Source organism: uncultured Bradyrhizobium sp. (assembly GCF_936928535.1).
Taxonomy (GTDB): Bacteria; Pseudomonadota; Alphaproteobacteria; order Rhizobiales; family Xanthobacteraceae; genus Bradyrhizobium.
Map to the genome: position 1 here is coordinate 1 of NZ_CAKZHY010000040.1, position 17,923 is coordinate 17,923.

General features: G+C 62.7%; 18 protein-coding genes and 1 pseudogene. 15 read left to right on the forward strand and 4 right to left on the reverse strand.

All coding sequences use genetic code 11. The annotated features are described in order from the left end of the window. The first annotated feature begins 492 nt into the window (after positions 1-492). From Q0687_RS05195 to Q0687_RS05215, 5 genes are all read left to right on the forward strand, one after another. On the forward strand, positions 493-1,104 hold the full coding sequence (locus Q0687_RS05195; protein WP_298873106.1) for a glutathione S-transferase family protein: 612 nt from the start codon (positions 493-495) through the stop codon (positions 1,102-1,104). 18 nt (positions 1,105-1,122) lie between these two features. After that, entirely contained in the window at positions 1,123-2,319 is a 1,197-nt protein-coding gene (locus Q0687_RS05200) for a serine hydrolase (RefSeq protein WP_298873107.1), read from the forward strand. 17 nt (positions 2,320-2,336) lie between these two features. After that, a complete protein-coding gene (locus Q0687_RS05205) occupies positions 2,337-3,206 on the forward strand; it encodes an MBL fold metallo-hydrolase (protein WP_298873109.1) in 870 nt (289 codons plus the stop codon). 117 nt (positions 3,207-3,323) lie between these two features. Beyond that, on the forward strand, positions 3,324-4,472 hold the full coding sequence (locus Q0687_RS05210) for an alpha/beta hydrolase (protein WP_298873111.1): 1,149 nt from the start codon (positions 3,324-3,326) through the stop codon (positions 4,470-4,472). A 110-nt stretch (positions 4,473-4,582) separates the two neighbouring features. Further along, on the forward strand, positions 4,583-4,942 hold the full coding sequence (locus Q0687_RS05215) for a hypothetical protein (RefSeq protein WP_298873112.1): 360 nt from the start codon (positions 4,583-4,585) through the stop codon (positions 4,940-4,942). A 169-nt stretch (positions 4,943-5,111) separates the two neighbouring features. Here the strand turns inward: Q0687_RS05215 and Q0687_RS05220 are convergent, their stop codons facing one another. After that, the gene (locus Q0687_RS05220) at positions 5,112-5,834 is read right to left on the reverse strand and encodes a hypothetical protein (protein ID WP_298873137.1); all 723 of its coding nucleotides are present in this window, start codon (positions 5,832-5,834) and stop codon (positions 5,112-5,114) included. Between the two features lie 177 nt (positions 5,835-6,011). Between Q0687_RS05220 and mbfA the strand changes: the two genes are divergently transcribed. From mbfA to Q0687_RS05245, 5 genes are all read left to right on the forward strand, one after another. Beyond that, positions 6,012-6,983, forward strand: a complete 972-nt coding sequence (mbfA, locus tag Q0687_RS05225; protein WP_298873113.1) for an iron exporter MbfA — start codon at positions 6,012-6,014, stop codon at positions 6,981-6,983. 10 nt (positions 6,984-6,993) lie between these two features. Then, positions 6,994-7,860, forward strand: a complete 867-nt coding sequence (locus Q0687_RS05230) for a hypothetical protein (protein ID WP_298873115.1) — start codon at positions 6,994-6,996, stop codon at positions 7,858-7,860. Positions 7,861-7,889: 29 nt separating this feature from the next. Next, entirely contained in the window at positions 7,890-8,420 is a 531-nt protein-coding gene (locus Q0687_RS05235) for a cytochrome b (RefSeq protein ID WP_298873117.1), read from the forward strand. 90 nt (positions 8,421-8,510) lie between these two features. Beyond that, entirely contained in the window at positions 8,511-9,983 is a 1,473-nt protein-coding gene (locus tag Q0687_RS05240; RefSeq protein ID WP_298873119.1) for an amidase, read from the forward strand. A 26-nt stretch (positions 9,984-10,009) separates the two neighbouring features. Beyond that, positions 10,010-10,363, forward strand: coding sequence for a nuclear transport factor 2 family protein (locus tag Q0687_RS05245; protein ID WP_298873120.1), 354 nt, complete (start codon positions 10,010-10,012; stop codon positions 10,361-10,363). Positions 10,364-10,431: 68 nt separating this feature from the next. On the opposite strand, the gene Q0687_RS05250 is transcribed toward Q0687_RS05245, so the two are convergent. Further along, entirely contained in the window at positions 10,432-11,058 is a 627-nt protein-coding gene (locus Q0687_RS05250; protein ID WP_298873123.1) for a glutathione S-transferase family protein, read from the reverse strand. A 200-nt stretch (positions 11,059-11,258) separates the two neighbouring features. Between Q0687_RS05250 and pyrE the strand changes: the two genes are divergently transcribed. Next, positions 11,259-11,822, forward strand: coding sequence for an orotate phosphoribosyltransferase (gene pyrE / locus Q0687_RS05255; RefSeq protein ID WP_237859827.1), 564 nt, complete (start codon positions 11,259-11,261; stop codon positions 11,820-11,822). Positions 11,823-11,998: 176 nt separating this feature from the next. After that, entirely contained in the window at positions 11,999-12,766 is a 768-nt protein-coding gene (locus Q0687_RS05260; protein ID WP_298873127.1) for a DUF2865 domain-containing protein, read from the forward strand. Between the two features lie 40 nt (positions 12,767-12,806). Here Q0687_RS05260 and Q0687_RS05265 read toward each other — a convergent pair whose 3' ends face one another. After that, on the reverse strand, positions 12,807-13,238 hold the full coding sequence (locus Q0687_RS05265; RefSeq protein WP_298873129.1) for a hypothetical protein: 432 nt from the start codon (positions 13,236-13,238) through the stop codon (positions 12,807-12,809). Positions 13,239-13,436: 198 nt separating this feature from the next. On the opposite strand from Q0687_RS05265, the pseudogene Q0687_RS05270 reads away from it, so the two are divergent. Then, positions 13,437-13,731 (forward strand): annotated as a pseudogene (locus tag Q0687_RS05270) (GIY-YIG nuclease family protein). Positions 13,732-13,795: 64 nt separating this feature from the next. On the opposite strand, the gene Q0687_RS05275 reads toward Q0687_RS05270, so the two are convergent. After that, positions 13,796-14,023 (reverse strand): hypothetical protein, encoded by a 228-nt coding sequence (locus Q0687_RS05275; protein WP_298873131.1) that lies wholly within the window; start codon positions 14,021-14,023, stop codon positions 13,796-13,798. Positions 14,024-14,242: 219 nt separating this feature from the next. On the opposite strand from Q0687_RS05275, the gene Q0687_RS05280 reads away from it, so the two are divergent. Further along, positions 14,243-16,768 (forward strand): glycogen/starch/alpha-glucan phosphorylase, encoded by a 2,526-nt coding sequence (locus Q0687_RS05280; protein WP_298873133.1) that lies wholly within the window; start codon positions 14,243-14,245, stop codon positions 16,766-16,768. Positions 16,769-16,996: 228 nt separating this feature from the next. Further along, entirely contained in the window at positions 16,997-17,812 is an 816-nt protein-coding gene (locus Q0687_RS05285) for a thioesterase family protein (RefSeq protein WP_298873135.1), read from the forward strand. The last annotated feature ends 111 nt before the right edge of the window (positions 17,813-17,923 follow it).

Genomic DNA, 17,923 nt, shown 5'->3' on the forward strand with positions numbered 1-17,923 from the left:
ATCAGAAGACTGTCCTGGGTATCTAAATATTGAGCCACTCAAGAGTATGACGCTCTCTAAATATGCTCCCAAAACAGGATTGATAATCAACTATTGTACTGACTCTAATAAACCTACCAATTACGGAAACAGAAACTCCATCCATGCATTCATGTTTTGTAAAGTGTTCTTGAATGAAGATGAGATAATAAATATGAAATATAGCTCCAATTATTAGAAATTAAACCTCATGAGCTACACCAAGAAGTGTTGGATCAAATTTGAGCAAGTATAACCCATTGCCACCATCATCAAGAAGGTTTTTTTCTAGCTTTTTCATTGCATAAGCATCTATACTGTTTACCCACTCTGTGTGCTGACTCCTGATAAACTGCAAACGACAAACATTAAGTATTAAATACAATCAACTCATATGAATTACAAAATATAAAGGGGCTTCCTGTGTGATTTGACAGGAAGATCTTACTTGTTCTATGGAAGAAATTATTCTCCATGAAGCTCTCCTTCTCCCCAGCCTCCCCGTTTGCCCGCAAGGTGCGCATCGCCGCGATCGAACTCGGGCTGATCGACAAGATCGAATTCATGCAGGCAACCGTCGCACCGGGCACGGTCAACGAGGACTATTCGAAGATCACGCCGCTGAAGAAGCTGCCGGTGCTGATCACTGATGACGGCGACGTCATCCTGGATTCCTACGTCATCGTCGAATATCTCAACGAGATGGCCGGCGGCAGCCTGATCCCGGATTCTGGTCCGCGGCGCTGGAAGGCCAAGACCAACCACTCCCTGCTCAACGGCATGCTCGATTCCATGCTGCTGTGCCGCTACGAGAAGATGGTGCGGCCGCAGGGCCTGCAATGGCAGGCGTGGTCGGACGACCACTGGAACCGGGCCTGGACCGGCATGGCGCGCTTCGAGAACATGCCCGACGTGCTGAACGGCCCGTTCGACATCTCGCAGATCGGCCTCGTTTGCGTGCTCGGCTATGCCGACTTCCGCTTCGCCGATTGCGGCTGGCGCAAGACCTATCCGAAGCTCGACGCCTTCCACCAGAAGATGCTGGAGCGTCCCTCGGTGAAGATCTCGGTCCCGCCGGCCGCGTAGCGGGGAGATGCCGGGAGAATGACGATGCGCGATCGCTTCTCCCGCCTCACAAGTTTGAGCGCGAGCCTCGTGCTCGCGCTCACCGTCTCAGCCACCCATCTGCGGGCCGAGAGCATGCCGCCAGGACAAACCGATCAGGCCTGCGGATCGCCTGCGGCGATCGACGATGGCTGGGAGATTTCCTCGCCCGACAGCGTCGGCATGGACGGCGCGAAGCTTTGCACCATCGCGGCGCGGCTCGCGCAGCGGACAACCACGGTCCATTCGATCGTGGTCGTCAGACATGACAAGCTCGTCTTCGAGCAATATTTTCCCGGCTACGACCAGCCCTGGGGACAGCCCGACGGCCAGTTCGAATTCACCGCGACGACCAAGCACGACATGCGCTCGGCAACCAAGAGCGTAACCTCGCTGTTGATCGGCATCGCGATCGACCGCAAGCTGATCGCAGGCGTCGACGAGCCCGTCCTGAGGTTTTTCCCCGACTACGCGGCGCTGAAGCAGCCGGGATGGGATGCCATCACGCTGCGCCATCTGCTGACGATGTCCTCCGGCTTCAAATGGGACGAGGCGCGGGCCTGGACCGATCCCAAAAACGACGAGCCGCGTCTCGTCACCGAACCGGATCCGCTCGGTTATATATTGTCGCGACCGATCGCGGCACCGCCCGATACGCTATGGACCTATAGTGGTGGCAACACAGAGCTGCTCGGCAACATCATCGAGCGCGTCTCGAAACAGTCGCTGGAGGCGTTCGCGCGCGAGGCGCTGTTCCAGCCACTCGGCATCACCGATGTCGAATGGAAGCCCTACAAGAACGGCAAGATCGCGGCGGCCGCGGGCCTGCGCCTGCGGCCACGCGATGCGGCCAAGATCGGCCAGCTCGTGCTCAATCGCGGCCAGTGGAACGGCCGGCAAGTCGTCCCAGCCGACTGGATCGCACAATCGATCACACCGCGCTTCCAGGCCGTCGGCTATTTCGGCGGCACGCTGTTCTACGGCTATCAATGGTGGATGGGCCGTTCGCTCGCCGCAGGCAAGGAGATCAAATGGGTTGGCGCCTTCGGCTGGGGTGGACAACGCATTTTCATCGTGCCGGAGCTTGATCTCGTCATGATGACCACCACCGCGCAGTACGGCCAGCCCAAGGAAGGCCTGGCCGCGATGGACATCCTCTCCAATATCGTCATTCCATCCGTGCGCGACGCGCACTGATCACTGGGAAAACGAGCATGAGCCTGAAATATGCGGTCGGCGATCTCACCATCCAGCGCGTCATCGAGCAGGAGACCTCGTTCGTCCCGGCGCTGGAGATGCTGCCGGGGCTGACGCCTGAGGTCCTGGCCGAGAACCGCGACTGGATGCGGCAGGCCAAGGCCCTGGACGACCAGGATGTGCTGATGCTGTGCTTCCAGTCCTATGTGGTGAAGACGCCGCACCACACGATTCTGATCGACAGCTGCATCGGCAACGACAAGCCGCGGCCCAATCGCCCAAAATGGAACATGAAGACCGACGATACGTATCTGCGCGCGCTCAGTGCCGCAGGCGTCTCGGTCGATGACATCGACTTCGTGATGTGCACCCATCTGCATGTCGATCACGTCGGCTGGAATACCCGGCTGGAGAACGGCCGCTGGGTGCCGACCTTCCCCAAGGCACGCTATTTGTTCGCCAAGCAGGAATACGATCACTGGTTCGCGGAGAATGCGAAGACGGAGATCCCGCCCTTCGTCGACAGCGTGCTGCCTGTCGTCGAGGCCAAGCGCCACGAGCTCATCAGTAACGATCACCAGATCGGCGATCACGTCCGCATCGTGCCGACGCCTGGCCATACGCCGGGCCACGTCGCCATCGCGATGGGCCGCGGCAGGGACGAGGCGGTGTTTTCCGGCGATCTCATGCACTCGCCGCTGCAAACGCTGTATCCGGAGCTGTCGATCAAGTTCGATGTCGATCCGACCAGGGCGGCCACGACGCGCCGCAGCTTCCTGGAACGCTATTGCGACACCGACACGCTGTGCTGCACCGCGCATTTCCCCTCGCCGTCGGTGGGCAAGATCAAGCGCAAGGGCAGCGCGTTCGTGTGTGAGTCGGTTTAGCGCCACCTTCCTTTCCGTCATGCCCGGGCTTGTCCCGGGCATCCACGTTCTTACAATCTCCGACTGACCGAGAGCGCGGATGGCCGGGACAAGCCCGGCCATGACGAGGACGCACTGATGACAACACTCCCCGACATTCCCTTGCCCGCCGGCATCCGCTCGCGATACGTCGACGGCATCAACGGCTTGCGCATGCATGTGCTCGAGGCTGGCTTCGAGACCAAGGGCCGCCCCTGCATCCTGCTGCTGCACGGCTTTCCGGAGCTTGCTTTCTCCTGGCGCAAGGTGATGCCGACGCTGGCCGCCGCCGGCTATCACGTGCTCGCACCGGACCAGCGCGGCTATGGCCGCACTACGGGATGGACAGCCGATTACGACGGCGATCTCACGCCGTTCTCGCTTCCAAACCTCGTGCGCGATGCGCTCTCCCTCGTGTCGGCGTTCGGCTACAAGCAGGTGGACCTTGCTGGGCACGATTTCGGCAGCCCGGTCGCGGCGTGGTGCGCGCTGATCCGGCCCGACGTGTTTCGCTCGGTGACGCTGATGAGCGCGCCATTCGGCGGAGCGCCGACGCTGCCGTTCAACACGGCCGATGCGCCAGCACAGCCGCCTGCCGAAGACCCCGTGCATCGCGAGTTGGCGGCGCTGCCGCGCCCGCGCATCCACTATCAATGGTACTATTCGACACACCCGGCCAACGCCGACCTGCTGCATGCGCCGCAAGGCCTGCATGATTTCCTGCGCGCCTATTATCATCACAAGAGCGCCGACTGGACCGACAACAAGCCTTATCCGCTGAAATCGTGGTCAGCTGACGAGCTCGCGAAGCTGCCGACCTATTACGTGATGGACCTCGGCGAGACCATGGCCGAGACAGTCGCGAAGGAGATGCCCTCGGCCGCGGCGATCGCCGCCAATCAATGGCTGCCGGACGCCGATCTGGCTTTTTACAGCGCCGAATATGCCCGCACCGGATTCCAGGGCGGGCTGCAATGGTATCGCTACGGCACGTCAGGGATGCTGAACAACGAGATGCAGCTGTTTGCGGGCCGCAGCATCGACGTGCCCTCCTGCTTCATCTCGGGCAAGCAGGATTGGGGCACGCATCAGCGCCCCGGCGTGTTCGAAGCGATGCAGGGCCGCGGCTGCACGAAGATGCTCGGCTGCCATCTGGTCGACGGCGCCGGCCATTGGGTGCAGCAGGAGCAACCGGCCGAGGTCAGCCGCCTGCTGCTCGACTTCCTCCGCGACGCCGCGATGGCCTGAGGTGCCGCCTTCGTCTCGTCACAGAGCGTTAATCCGCAGTTCAGGGAACATTCGGCAATGTCTGACGTTGCGGGATGCCGGAACTGCGTCCGGCGACCAAGGAGACGACAATGGACAGGAAGATCGCCGGACTATTGGGAGCGGTGGCGACGCTCGGAACGCTCGGCGCCGTCGAGGCCGCGCCGGCCCCGGCTGACGTGCTGCAGGCGAATTCATACGCCGACCTGCTGGAGCCGATTGCGAACGCCGGCGCCCTGCTGCAGGCCATCGATGAAGCAGCTCCGCCGAAAGCGAGCGAAAATGTTCAAGTCGCTCAATTCTACCATCATCACCACCATCACCATCATCATCACAGCTTTTATCGCCGCTATTACGACGCACCGGTCGTGGTGGTCCCGCGCTATCGGCGCTACCACCACCATCATCACCATCACCACCACCATCACCACAGCTTCTATCGCCGCTATTGAGATCGCAGCGGCTTGGGAACGGACGAACAGGACCTGCGGGTCCTGTTTGCTTTTGGTGACGGGACAACGGGAAAGCCTGGCAAGATCACGCATCATGATCGCCGCATAGCCGCGATCCGGTGGTCATGCACGCGCCAGCAAGCGGAGGGGACGGCAAGTCCGGCAGCGATTATTCGTTACGCGCCTTTTCCTTGGCCGCGCGGTGCAAGTGCCGGTAGGTGCCGTCGAACACCGTATCGGACGAGGACGTCCATTCGGTGCCGGCCGCCAGCTTGGGGCGATTGTTGTAGATCCGGCGGGACTGGAGCTCGCGCTCCGCTGCTTCTTCCTCGCCCATGGGCTCGAGCTCGAAATTCGCTTCCTCGGGAATGACGATGATCTGAGCGAAGGGTTCGTTGGGCCTGAAGATGTGGGTTCGGCCCTCGGCCGGCGCCTTGAAAACGCAGAAGAACATCATCGGCCACCAATTGCGGATCAGCGCAGGGACGGCGATCGGCACGGTGTCGGTCCGATCGGTGTAGAAGCGCGGATGCGGCTCCGTGCGGATCGCCATGCCTTTTTCGACCTTGAGGTCGAGCAAGATCTGATAGGTGTAGAAAGCGTCGCCGAAATTGCGAAACGGCGGCCACTCCGCCCCGCCTTCCGGGGGCTCACCCCAATCGGCCTCGAGCATCAACTGACCGTCCCTGGTCGTGACGTGAAGCTCGAAGTCATAGGGATAGAACAGCTCGATGCCGTATTGCGCGCCCTCGGAAAAGGGCACGCAATGCCAGACCTGCTCACGCGAACCATTCGCGCGCGGTTCTCGCTTGCCGGCCCATCCGGGAATATCAAGCTTGGTGCGGCGCGGCGCCAGCCGCGGATCGTTCAGACGAAATTTGACCTTGTCCATCATTCACCCGTCCACCCACACTCGAACCTGTACATCAGGACCCGGTTCCGTACTTCCAAGCGTCGTCGTGACGGCCATTGGCGATCCAAGCCTTCGCGCGCGCCGGCTGAATTGACCCTGAACGAATTGCAGCCTATATCAGTTTAGAATCCTTCTAAACTACATCAGGCGCACTCAGTGAAGAATTTTGCCGATTTGACCGAGCGTGAAGTGCTGGCGGTCGCGATTTCCTCCGAAGAGGAGGACAGCCGCATCTACATGAGCTTCGCCGAGGACCTCAAGGAGCGCTATCCGGATTCGGCGAAGATCTTCGAGCAGATGGCCGAGGAAGAGCGCAGCCATCGCCACATGCTGCTGGAAATGTATGAGCAGCGCTTCGGCCCACACCTGCCGCCGATCCGCCGCGAGGACGTCAAGGGATTCCTGAAACGCCGCCCGGTCTGGCTTATCAAGAACCTGCCGCTCGACACCATCCGCAGGGAGGTCGAGACCATGGAAATGCAGGCCGAGCGCTTTTACGTGAAGGCCGCCGAACAGGCCCAGGATGTCGGCGTGCGCCGCCTGCTGGGCGATCTCGCCGAAGCCGAGAAGGGCCATGAAAACACCGCTGCGAAACTGACAGACCAGATCCTGAGCACCGATGTGCGTGCGGAAGAAGACCGCACCAACCGCCGCATGTTCGTGCTGCAATATGTGCAGCCGGGCCTCGCCGGCCTGATGGACGGCTCGGTCTCGACCCTGGCGCCGTTGTTCGCCGCAGCCTTCGCCACGCACCAGAACTGGCAGACGTTCCTGGTCGGCCTCGCCGCCTCGATCGGGGCCGGCATCAGCATGGGCTTTGCGGAAGCGCTGTCAGACGATGGTTCGCTCACGGGACGCGGCTCGCCCTGGCTGCGTGGCATCACCTGCGGCGCGATGACGACCCTCGGCGGGCTCGGCCATACCATGCCCTATCTCGTGCCCGACCATTGGGCCAACGCGTTCTGGATCGCGACTGGAATCGCTGGCGTCGTCGTGTTCTTCGAACTGTGGGCGATCGCCTTCATCCGCGCACGCTACATGGACACGCCGTTCCTTCAGGCCGTGTTCCAGATCGTGCTCGGCGGCGCGATCGTGCTGGCGGTGGGAATATTGATCGGGGCCGCGTAGGCAGGCGATGATGAAGCGACATCGTTCACGTCACGTCGCGATCGCGAACCTTGCCGGCGCGTTGATCCTGCTTGCGTCGCACGACGACGCACGCGCCACCGACGAGATCCAGGTCTACAACGCCGGCATCGCCGAAATCGGCCAATTCACCATCCAGCAGCATCTCAATTATGTCGCGCTCGGACAGAAGGACCCACCGTTCCCCGGCGGCTTTCCGTCCAACCATAGCCTCAACGGCACGCCGGAATTCGCCTATGGCGTGACCGACTGGTGGGAGCTCGGGCTCTATCTGCCGTTCGCTGTACAGGACCGGCAATTCTTGTCCGACGCCTTCAAGCTGCGCACGCTGTTCGTGTCGCCGCACGCGGAGCAGCGAAATTTCTTTTACGGCGTGAATTTCGAGTTGAGCTACGAGATGCCCAAATTCGCGCAGACGCGATGGGGCCTCGAGATCCGCCCCATCATCGGCGTGCGCAATTCGCAATACGAATTCATCGTCAACCCGATCGTCGATATCGGCTTCGGCAGCAAGGGCGAGGCCGATTTCGCGCCCGCCGCGAGGCTGGCGCGCAACTTCGGCAACGACGTGTTCGCTGGCTTCGAATATTACGCCGACTTCGGCGAGATCGGCAATTTCAGCAAGCTCGCCGACCAGCAGCACACCCTGTTTGCCGTCACTGACTTCAAGGCCGGCGTGTTCGACGTGAACTTCGGCGTTGGTTACGGGTTCACTCCAGCGTCTGACCGCCTCGTGGTCAAGACGATCATCGGCTACGCCTTTCCTGTGCCGGGGCAAAAGCCGGACGCCAACACGCGGATGAGCAGCGGGCCCGTCAACCCGTTCATTCATGCCGCGGCGCGAAGCTTCCAACCCTAACCGGCGCGGCCTTCAACGGAACGACTGTCATGACCATCCGTCTTCAATACGGCACGCCTGCCAAGATGTTCCACTGGCTCATCGTCGCGCTGCTGGCCGTGCAATATCCGATCGGCTGGCTGATGCCGGATCTCCACCGCGGCATGAGTCCCGGTGTGGGCATGACATTTCACGTCTCGATCGGGATCACGATCCTCGTGCTGACGGCGCTCCGCCTTGTCTGGCGGCTGGCTCATCCGGTCGCGCCTGAGAGCTCGCTTCCCGCCTGGCAGCGCCTGAGCTCCGAAGTCGTGCACTGGCTGCTCTACGTGCTGGTGCTGGCGACGACGGTCTCCGGCTGGCTGTTTGCGTCGTTCCGCGGCTGGTCTGTTTCGTATTTCTATCTCGTCCCGCTGCCGATGCTGGCGTCCGACAACGCCGCCGCGGGCCGCACCATCGACGGCCTCCACCAGGCGATGGAATGGGCGCTGCTCATCACCATCCTCATCCATATCGCCGCTGCGCTCGCGCATATCTTCGTCTATCGCGACCGCGTGATGCAGCGCATGCTGCCGGGGTAACATTTCCGACAGATCAACCGCGATCAAACGGCGGTTGCGGCATGGGCTAAAACTGCGCATCATTCCTCCAGTGAAGCGCAGGAGCATGCCGTGGCCAGATCGGAATGGAGTTTCAAGAGCGCGGTCGAGCAGTCGGCCGCTTTGACGGCAAGGAAGGTCTCGTCGGTCGAGCTCACGCAGGACGCGATCGGCCGCATCGAACGTCACGACGGCAAGGTCAACGCGATCTGCGTCCGGGATTTCGACCGTGCGCTCGATGTGGCACGCGCAGCCGACGCAGCGCTGGCGCGCGGCGAACGCAAGCCGCTGCTCGGCCTGCCGATGACCGTGAAGGAATCCTACAACATCGCCGGCCTGCCCACGACCTGGGGCAATCCCGCGCAGAAGGATTTTATTGCCAAGGAAGATTCGCTGGCAGTCACGCGGGTGAAGGATGCCGGCACCGTCGTGCTCGGCAAAACCAACGTGCCGCTCTCGCTCGCGGACTGGCAGAGCTACAACGACATCTACGGCACGACAAATAATCCCCATGATCTCGGTCGCACGCCCGGAGGCTCCTCCGGCGGCTCATCAGCGGCGCTCGCCGCGGGTTACGGCCCGCTGTCACTCGGCTCGGACATCGGCGGCTCGCTCCGCGTGCCCGCCTTCCATTGCGGTGTCTACGCGCACAAGCCGACCTTCGATCTGTTGCCGTCGCGCGGCCACACTCCGCCACCTGCTCCGCCCTTGGCGTATGAGCGCGATCTCGCCGTGATCGGGCCGATGGCCCGCAGCGCCGCGGATTTGTCGCTGCTGCTGGACGTGATGGCCGGGCCCGACCCGCTCGAGAACGGCAAGGCCTACAGGCTCGAGCTGCCTGCCGCGCGTCACGGCTCGCTGAAGGATTTCCGTGTCCTCGTGATCGAGACCGATCCGGTGCTGCCGACCGACGCCGCGGTGCGCGGCAGCATCAACGCGCTCGCTGATAAGCTCGCCAAGGCCGGCGTCAGGATCGAGCGCAGCAGTCCGCTGCTGCCGGATTTCGCCGCGTCATCGCGGCTCTATATGCGGATGCTGCTGTCGTTCCTCGCAGCCAGCTTCTCGCCCGAGTTCTACGCCGGCGCGGTCGCCGCAGCCGCCGCCCTGCCGGCCAGCAACAACAGCCTGCAGGCCGAACGGCTGCGCGGCATCGCGCTCAGCCATCGTGACTGGCTGCTGGCCAATGGCGCACGCACGCGTCTGCGGGCACAATGGCGCGAGCTGTTCAGGACGTTCGATGCCGTGATCTGCCCAATCATGCCGACGCCGGCCTATCCGCACGATCACTCGGAAGACCAGGAGCAGCGCCGCATCCTGATCGACGGCGAGCCGCACATCTATACCGACCAGCTCGCCTGGCCCGGCATCGCCACATTGCCCGGCCTTCCCTCGACCGCGATCCCGACCGGCTTTGCGCCAGACGGATTACCGGTCGGCGTGCAGATCGTCGGCCCCTGGCTGGAGGACCGCACCCCGCTGAAACTCGCCGAGCTGATCGAGCGCGAGTTCGGCGGCTTCGTGCCGCCGAAGATGTTTGACGATTGAAGACGTCGACCCAGGGAGAGCAAGCCATGAGCCAGGATCTCGAACAGCTCACCGCACTCAACCGCGACTACGTCGCTTCGGTGCAGAATGGCGACGTCAGGCGTTTCGACGAGATCCTGGCGCCGGAGTTTTACTGCTCCAATCCCGACAAGACGCTGGTCGACCGCGCCGCTTTCCTGCAGCAGACGGCGCGGCCGATCGCGATCCGGGACTTGCACGCGTTCGACGTCATCATCCGCATCATGGGCGACTTCGCCATCATCCACGCCGCGACCAGCTACACGACGGCGGACGGGCAGCAGGCGACCGGGCGATACACGGATTGCTGGGCGAAGAAGAACGGGAGATGGCTCGCGGTGTCGGCGCACGTGTCGCGGTGAGATAGGCCCGCTGCCCGCCGCCCCTCCGCTGTCATGCCCCGGTCAAGCCGGGCGACGACAGCGTCGGCTCAATCCAGCTTCGCGTCCATGCCTCGCTTGACGGCCGGACGCGCCATCAGCGCGTCGTACCAGCGCTTGACGTTGGGGAAGTCGGCAAGATCGACCTTGTGGCGGGGATGGCGCCAGGCCCAGCCGAGAATGGCGAAATCGGCCACCGAGAGGTCGCCGGCGACGAAATCGCGCCCCTCCAGGCGACGGTCGAGCACGCCGTAAAGCCGGCGGGTCTCCGCCATGTAGCGTTTCAGCCCGTAAGCGCGGTCCTGCTCGTTCTCCAGCGCAATGAAATGGTGCACCTGACCGGGCATCGGGCCAAAGCCTCCCATCTGCCACATCAGCCACTCGTAGACCGGAATCCGCTCGCCAAGCGATTTCGGCAGGAATTTGCCGGTCTTTTCGCCGAGATAGAGCAGGATCGCGCCGGATTCAAAGATGCTGACCGGCTTGCCGTCCGGCCCCTCGGGGTCGAGGATCGCGGGAATCTTGTTGTTCGGGGACAGTTTGAGAAACCCGGGCGCCATCTGCTCGCCCTTGGTGATGTTCACCGGAACCACTTTGTAGGGGAGCCCCATTTCCTCCAGCGCCACCGAGATTTTGCGGCCGTTGGGCGTATTCCAGGTGTGCAGCTCGATTGTCATTTGTCTGTTTCCTTGCCCCAGTTTCCTGCCCCAGTTTCCCGCCCGAGCAGTCCGGCATCCACCTACCCCAGAAAGTTGCGCCCCCACAACCGGCGGACCGGGATGGCCGATCCCTGTTGACGGGGGACACCCCCACTGGAATGTCGCGGCAGTCGCGGATAAATTCCGCCACCTCTCAAGAACGCCTCCGAGGGACCGCCGTGTCGAAATCTGCCTCTCGTGCCCGCCTGTTCGAAATCATCCGCCGCCGCTCCTTCGGCCGGGGCGAGGTGACGCTCGCATCGGGCCGCAAGAGCGATTTCTATTTCAACCTCAAGCCGACCATGCTGGACCCAGAGGGCGCGACCCTGCTTGCCGAGCTCACCTATGAGACGCTGAAGGACGACAATCTCGATTTCATCGGCGGGCTCGAGATGGGCGCGGTGCCGCTCGCCGGTGCACTGGCACAGATCTCCTGGATCAAGGGTCATCCGATCGCGGCCTTCTTCGTGCGCAAGAAGCCGAAGGAGCATGGCGCCAAGCTCGCGATCGAAGGTCTGCCGAAAGGCGAGACGCTCGCCGGCAAGCGTGTCGTGATCGTCGAGGACGTCACCACGACAGGCGGCTCGGCAATGAAGGCTGTGGAATCCGTGCGCGAGACCGGCGCTGAAGTGGTGCTGGTGCTGACCATGGTCGATCGCGAGGAAGGCGCCACCGACACGTTCGGTGCGGCCGGCCTGCCGTTCCGCTCGCTCTACAAAGCGTCGGAATTCCTGAAGGCATAAGGGCTTTCGCTGCAGCCGCGACGCGCAGCATTCGGGCCTCCTTCAACCCCTCATTTACCATCCCGCTTTATGGTGAATCATGTGCTGAGACCTGACGGTCCCGGCCGGTTCAGTAGCGGCGGGTGGAGTAAGCGTTGCGTACCATTGTGTCCCATGCGCGCCGGCGGCGTCGCGCGATGCTTGTGGCCGCCATTCTCGCAAGCCCGCTGCTGGCAACCCCAGCCCCGGTTTCGGCTGAAGGCCTGTTCGACTTCCTCTTCGGCGGAGCGCAGCAACGGCCTCAGCGCGACGTGCCGCAACAAGCGAGCCCCTTCGTCGATCCCAATCAGCAGAACCCGGCCGGCCAGCCGCAATATGTGCCGCCGACGCGTTCGGCCAACGCCTCCGGCCCGGCCTTCTGCGTGCGCAGCTGCGACGGCAAGTATTTTCCGCTGATGCGCGGCCTCGCCTCGCCGGCGCAGATGTGTCAGGCCTTCTGCCCTGCCAGCGCGACAAAGGTGTATTTCGGCTCCTCGATCGATGGCGCCTATAGCCAGACCGGCGAGCGCTATGCCGACAGCGAGAACGCCTTCGCCTACCGCAAGGCGCTGCGCGCCGACTGCACCTGCAACGGCCGCGAGCCCGCCGGGCTCGCGCCGGTCGATCTGACACTCGACGGTTCGCTGAAGGCCGGCGACGTCATCGCCACCACCGACGGGCTAGTTGCCTATACCGGCGTCCGCCTCGGCCAAGAGCAGAGCGCAGAGTTCACCCCGGTCGCGTCCTATCCGGGCCTCACCGCACAGGTCCGCGCCCGGCTCGGCGAGATGAGGGTGGCGCCGGTGCGCGCAGAGACGGTGGCGGCCGATGCCCCGGCCGCCGAGATCGTGCGCGAGACGTTGCCTGATGTGACCGCCGTGCCGAAGGCGACGGCGAAATCGGCGAAGCGGGCGGGATTGGATTAGGCCCGAGCTCTCTCCTCCGCAATGACGAAGGAAGACAGCGTCATCGCCCGATGATCACCCCGATCACATTCGGCGCGGCCAGATATTTTTCCTCGATCGCCGCGCGCGCGGCGGCGCGATTTTCGGCCGTCAGCAGGCCGCGCTTCTCGGCCAAAATCATCCAGCAGAAACCCCACCAGTCGGTCAGCATGCCAGCCTCGCTGACGAGGTCATAACCCTGCTCGGCCGCAAAGATGCGCGCATGCGCTTCGTCCAGCGTGTCGAGGAAATGATGGTCCTCGGGCGCGAACAGATCATCGCTGATGTCGTCGATCGTGTAGCCCCAGATCGACTGGCACACCGCGTTGAACTCGCGGTCGAATTGGTCGTCGTCGACCGCATGCCGCCGCGCCGCCTGGTGCAGCCGTGACAGCGACCGCGCGAAATCGGCGATCCGGGTGAGGGCAAACTGATTGAAGGCAATGGTGGACATGTAGTCCTCGCGACTGAAGACAGACCCTAGATATTGTGTCGGCAATGCGCCGAATCACAATGATATATCAAAGACTTGCTAAAGTGTTCTTAATTTGTTCCGATGAACAACAAAGGATTAGCAAGGGATGTCGTCCCGGCGATGGCCGGGACCCATAACCACGACCGCCAGACGTTTCCGGAAATGGGCGCCCCAGCAATGAATGCACAGGCCGTCTACTACGTCTACATTCTCGCGAGCCGGCGCTACGGCACGCTCTACATCGGTGTCTGCAACGACCTTCGCAAGCGACTGTCATTGCATCTGCTCGGGACGAGGCTCGGAATTCGTCAAGAAGTATGGCGTCACGCGACTTGTTTATGTTGAGACGTATGCCTCGCCGCCCGAAGCAATCGCGCGCGAGAAGGCGTTGAAGGAATGGCGCCGTGATTGGAAGATCCGCCTGATTGAGCAGGATAATCCGGATTGGCGCGATTTATCGCATCTTCTCTGATAGCGGTGGCTATGGGTCCCGGCCTTCGCCGGGACGACACCAGTGGTGGTGCGCTAGCTGCCCCTCAATTCACCGCCGACATCAGCTTGTCCCCGCACGCGCTCGCGTAAAATTTGCCGCCGCATTGGCGCTTGATGGCGACGCAGCGTTGCGCGGGCGTTGCGTTTTGCGGGAGGGAGACGGCGCAGCTGAGGCCATCGGCGCTGCGCTTGCCGGCGGCGAAGGCGGCGCTGGAGGCGGTGATGCAGACGACGAGGACAGCAGCCGCGGCGATTTCGATCAGCAGTCGCATCAGTGGTCTCATGAGGCTTCTCCTCCACAGTGATGGCTGAATCTGTCCCCAAGCTAGCACCAAATCGGCGTTTCTCCGTGCTGGTCCGGGTTCCCAAAGCGGCCCGTTCCTTGCATAATTTTACGCCAGCGCAGTGCACTGCCGCGCCATCGATGGTTCCGGTGCAGGCAAAGACGCGTAGGGTTTAGTGGTGTTTCTGTCGACCAGGAAGTGACGGCCGTGCAAGATCAATCGTTCCAGTCTAATTTCCCCGCCCCCGGCCAGCCCATCGACGAACTCGCGCTGTCGGAGATCAAGGGTGCGATCCTGGCGAAGCTGCGCCTTGCCATCGGCAAGGATGCGGGCATGGCGACCAAGCACGACTGGTACCAGGCCGCGGCGCTGGCGCTGCGCGACCGCATCGTGCATCGCTGGCTCTCGGCCGAGAAGCGCAGCTACGACGCCGGCCGCAAGCGCGTCTATTATCTCTCGCTCGAATTTTTGATCGGCCGCCTCTTCACAGACGCTCTCAACAACATGGGGCTCCTGAAGATCTTCGAGGTCGCACTCGGCGATCTCGGCGTGTCGCTGCCTGAGCTGCGCAAATGCGAGCCGGATGCGGCGCTCGGCAATGGCGGCCTCGGCCGTCTCGCCGCCTGCTTCATGGAGAGCATGGCGACGCTGTCGATCCCCGCGATCGGCTATGGCATCCGCTACGATTACGGCCTGTTCCGCCAGATCATCAATCAGGGCTGGCAGCAGGAATATCCGGACGAATGGCTCGGCTTCGGCAATCCCTGGGAATTGCAGCGGCCGGAAGTGATCTATGACGTCAATTTCGGCGGCGGCGTCGAGCATGTCGACGACAGGGGCCGCGACCGCGCGATCTGGCATCCTGGCGAGACCGTGCAGGCGATCGCCTATGACACGCCGATCGTCGGCTGGCGCGGCCAGCACGTCAACGCGCTGCGGCTGTGGTCGGCGCGTTCGCCGGATCCGCTGAAGCTCGACGCCTTCAACATGGGCGACTATGTCAGCGCCAGCGCCGAGCAATCGCGCGCCGAAGCGATCTGCAAATTCCTCTATCCGAACGACGAGAGCCCGGCCGGCCGCGAGCTGCGGCTGCGCCAGGAATATTTCTTCGTCTCGGCCTCGCTGCAGGATCTGATCAAGCGGCACCTCGCCTCCGACGGCCAGCTGCGCAGCCTGTCGTCCAAGGTCGCGGTGCAGCTCAACGACACCCATCCGACCCTTGCCGTCACCGAGCTGATGCGTATCCTCGTCGACCTCCACAATTTTCGCTGGGACGAGGCCTGGAAGATCACGGTCGCGACGCTGTCCTACACCAATCATACGCTGCTGCCGGAAGCGCTGGAGACCTGGCCGGTCGAGCTGTTCGAGCGTCTCTTGCCGCGGCATCTCGAGATCATCTACCGCATCAACGTGCAGCATCTTGCGCTCGCCGAAGCCCGCGCGCCCGGCGATATCGACTTCCGCGCTTCGGTCTCGCTGATCGACGAGAAGAGCGGCCGTCGCGTCCGCATGGGCCAGCTCGCCTTCGTCGGCTCGCACCGCATCAACGGCGTCTCGGCGATGCATTCGGATTTGATGCGCGAGACCGTGTTCCACGATCTCAACCATCTCTATCCCGGCCGCATCACCAACAAGACCAACGGCATCACCTTCCGCCGCTGGCTGATGCTGGCGAACCCGAAGCTCACCGAGCTGTTGCGCGAGGCCTGCGGCGAGGCCGTGCTCGACGATCCGACGCAACTGTCGCTGCTCGAGGCGCGCGCCAGCGACGTCGAATTCCAGAAGAAATTCCGTCACGTCAAGCTGCACAACAAGACCGCGCTGGCGCGCCTGATCGGCGAGCGGCTCGGCATCAAGGTGGACCCGACCGCGCTGTTCGACGTCCAGATCAAGCGCATCCACGAATACAAGCGCCAGCTCCTCAACATCATCGAGACGGTCGCGCTGTACCAGTCGATCAAGGACGATCCCGACGGCAATTGGGTGCCGCGGGTGAAGATCTTCGCCGGCAAGGCAGCGGCGAGCTATCGCTACGCCAAGCTGATCATCAAGCTGATCAACGACGTCGCGGAGGTCGTCAACAACGATCCCGCGATCGGCGGCAAGCTGAAGGTCGTGTTCCTGCCGGACTACAATGTCAGCCTCGCCGAGGTGATCATTCCGGCGGCCGATCTGTCCGAGCAGATCTCGACCGCCGGCATGGAAGCCTCCGGCACCGGCAACATGAAGCTGGCGCTGAACAGCGCCATCACCATCGGCACGCTCGACGGCGCCAACATCGAGATCCGCGACCAGGTCGGCGTGGAGAACATCGCGATCTTCGGCATGGAAGCCGGCGACGTGATGATCCGGCGCAAGCAGGGCCTCGATGCCTCCGACGTGATCCGCAATTCGCCGAAGCTGCAGCGCGCCATCAACGCGATCGGTGCGGGCGAGTTCTCGCCCGGCGATCCCGGCCGGTTCGAATCGATCGCGCATGCGCTGCGCTATCTCGACCATTACATGGTCAGCGCCGACTTCGATTCCTATTACGAGGCGCAGCGCGCGGTCGATGCGCGCTGGCAGGTGGCGCCGGCCTGGACGCGCGCGTCCATCCTCAACGTCGCGCGCATGGCGTGGTTCTCGTCCGACCGCACCATCCGCGAATATGCCGAGGAGATCTGGAACGTGCCGGTCAATCCGATCACGCCGCCATTCCAGACAGCAGAAGATCGGCGCGACGCAACCGGCTGATATTTCCGCAGCGTGAAATCGGCGTTACCTGCGAGGTTATTGCATCTCGCCGGGCGGATGATGATATGACTATCGTCATCCCCTAGACGGTGTCAGCGATACGGGCGCCATTGCCTCAGACACCGTCATTGCGAGCGTAGCGAAGCAATCCAGGCTGCCTCCGCGGAAAGATTCTGGATTGCTTCGCTACGCTCGCAATGACGACGAGGACGACATCGAGGACCAACAATGCACGCCAAGCTGCCACACCCCTTCGACGACGCGACCCGCATCACCGCCGGTGACTCAAGCTGGCAAGGGCACACCAGCGACGACTACTGGGCTTTCGTCGGTCCGTTCGGCGGCGCCACCGCGACAACCATCCTGCGCGCGCTAATCGAGCATCCGCAAGCGGCCGGCGATCCGCTGGCGCTGACCGTCAATTATTGCGCACCGATCGCCAAGGGTCCGTTCGATCTCGACATCCGCCTGGTGAAGGCCAACCGCTCCAGCCAACACTGGAGCGTCGAACTGTCGCAGAGCGGCGGCGAGGTCGCGACGCTCGCCACCGCAGTATTCGCCGAGCGCCGGCCGTCCTGGGAACATCGCGTGGCGCAATACCCTGATGCGAAGCCGTTCGAACAGACGCTGCCATTCCCGAAGATCCAGGCATCCTGGGCCAACCAGTATGAATTCCGCTTCGTCGAGGGCGAGATGCGGCTCGGGCCGCCACAGGCCGAGCTCGCCAGCACTTATTCGAAAATCTGGATCAGCGATCGCGAACCGCGCAAGCTCGACATGCTGTCGCTGATGTCGATGTCGGATGCCTTCTTCGGCCGCATCTTCCACGTCCGTCGCGAGCTGGTGCCGTTCGGCACGGTGTCGCTGACGACCTATTTCCACACCGACAGCGAAGAGCTCGCGGCTGAGGACATCACGCGCGTGCTGGCGACGGCCGATTCGAAGATCATGCACAAGAGCTACGCCGACCAGAACGCGGAGCTATGGTCACCGAACGGGCGGCTGCTCGCGACCACGACGCAGATTGCGTATTTCAAGGCGTGACTTTTCTTGCCCCCTCCCCTTGTGGGAGAGGGTGGCTCGCCGCGCAAGCGGCGAGACGGGTGAGGGGTTGTATCCGCGATAAAACTCTGTCGAGCGCGCGGAGAGAACCCC

Bases quoted from the DNA above. Each gene is read 5' to 3' on its own strand.
- Q0687_RS05215 (WP_298873112.1), top strand. From the start codon at position 4,583: ATGGACAGGAAGATCGCCGGACTATTGGGAGCGGTGGCGACGCTCGGA.
- Q0687_RS05275 (WP_298873131.1), bottom strand. From the start codon at position 14,023: ATGCGACTGCTGATCGAAATCGCCGCGGCTGCTGTCCTCGTCGTCTGC.
- Q0687_RS05230 (WP_298873115.1), top strand. From the start codon at position 6,994: ATGAAGCGACATCGTTCACGTCACGTCGCGATCGCGAACCTTGCCGGC.
- Q0687_RS05260 (WP_298873127.1), top strand. From the start codon at position 11,999: ATGCTTGTGGCCGCCATTCTCGCAAGCCCGCTGCTGGCAACCCCAGCC.
- Q0687_RS05265 (WP_298873129.1), bottom strand. From the start codon at position 13,238: ATGTCCACCATTGCCTTCAATCAGTTTGCCCTCACCCGGATCGCCGAT.
- Q0687_RS05245 (WP_298873120.1), top strand. From the start codon at position 10,010: ATGAGCCAGGATCTCGAACAGCTCACCGCACTCAACCGCGACTACGTC.
- Q0687_RS05220 (WP_298873137.1), bottom strand. From the start codon at position 5,834: ATGGACAAGGTCAAATTTCGTCTGAACGATCCGCGGCTGGCGCCGCGC.
- Q0687_RS05200 (WP_298873107.1), top strand. From the start codon at position 1,123: ATGACGATGCGCGATCGCTTCTCCCGCCTCACAAGTTTGAGCGCGAGC.
- Q0687_RS05195 (WP_298873106.1), top strand. From the start codon at position 493: ATGAAGCTCTCCTTCTCCCCAGCCTCCCCGTTTGCCCGCAAGGTGCGC.
- Q0687_RS05285 (WP_298873135.1), top strand. From the start codon at position 16,997: ATGCACGCCAAGCTGCCACACCCCTTCGACGACGCGACCCGCATCACC.
- Q0687_RS05235 (WP_298873117.1), top strand. From the start codon at position 7,890: ATGACCATCCGTCTTCAATACGGCACGCCTGCCAAGATGTTCCACTGG.
- Q0687_RS05250 (WP_298873123.1), bottom strand. From the start codon at position 11,058: ATGACAATCGAGCTGCACACCTGGAATACGCCCAACGGCCGCAAAATC.
- Q0687_RS05210 (WP_298873111.1), top strand. From the start codon at position 3,324: ATGACAACACTCCCCGACATTCCCTTGCCCGCCGGCATCCGCTCGCGA.
- Q0687_RS05205 (WP_298873109.1), top strand. From the start codon at position 2,337: ATGAGCCTGAAATATGCGGTCGGCGATCTCACCATCCAGCGCGTCATC.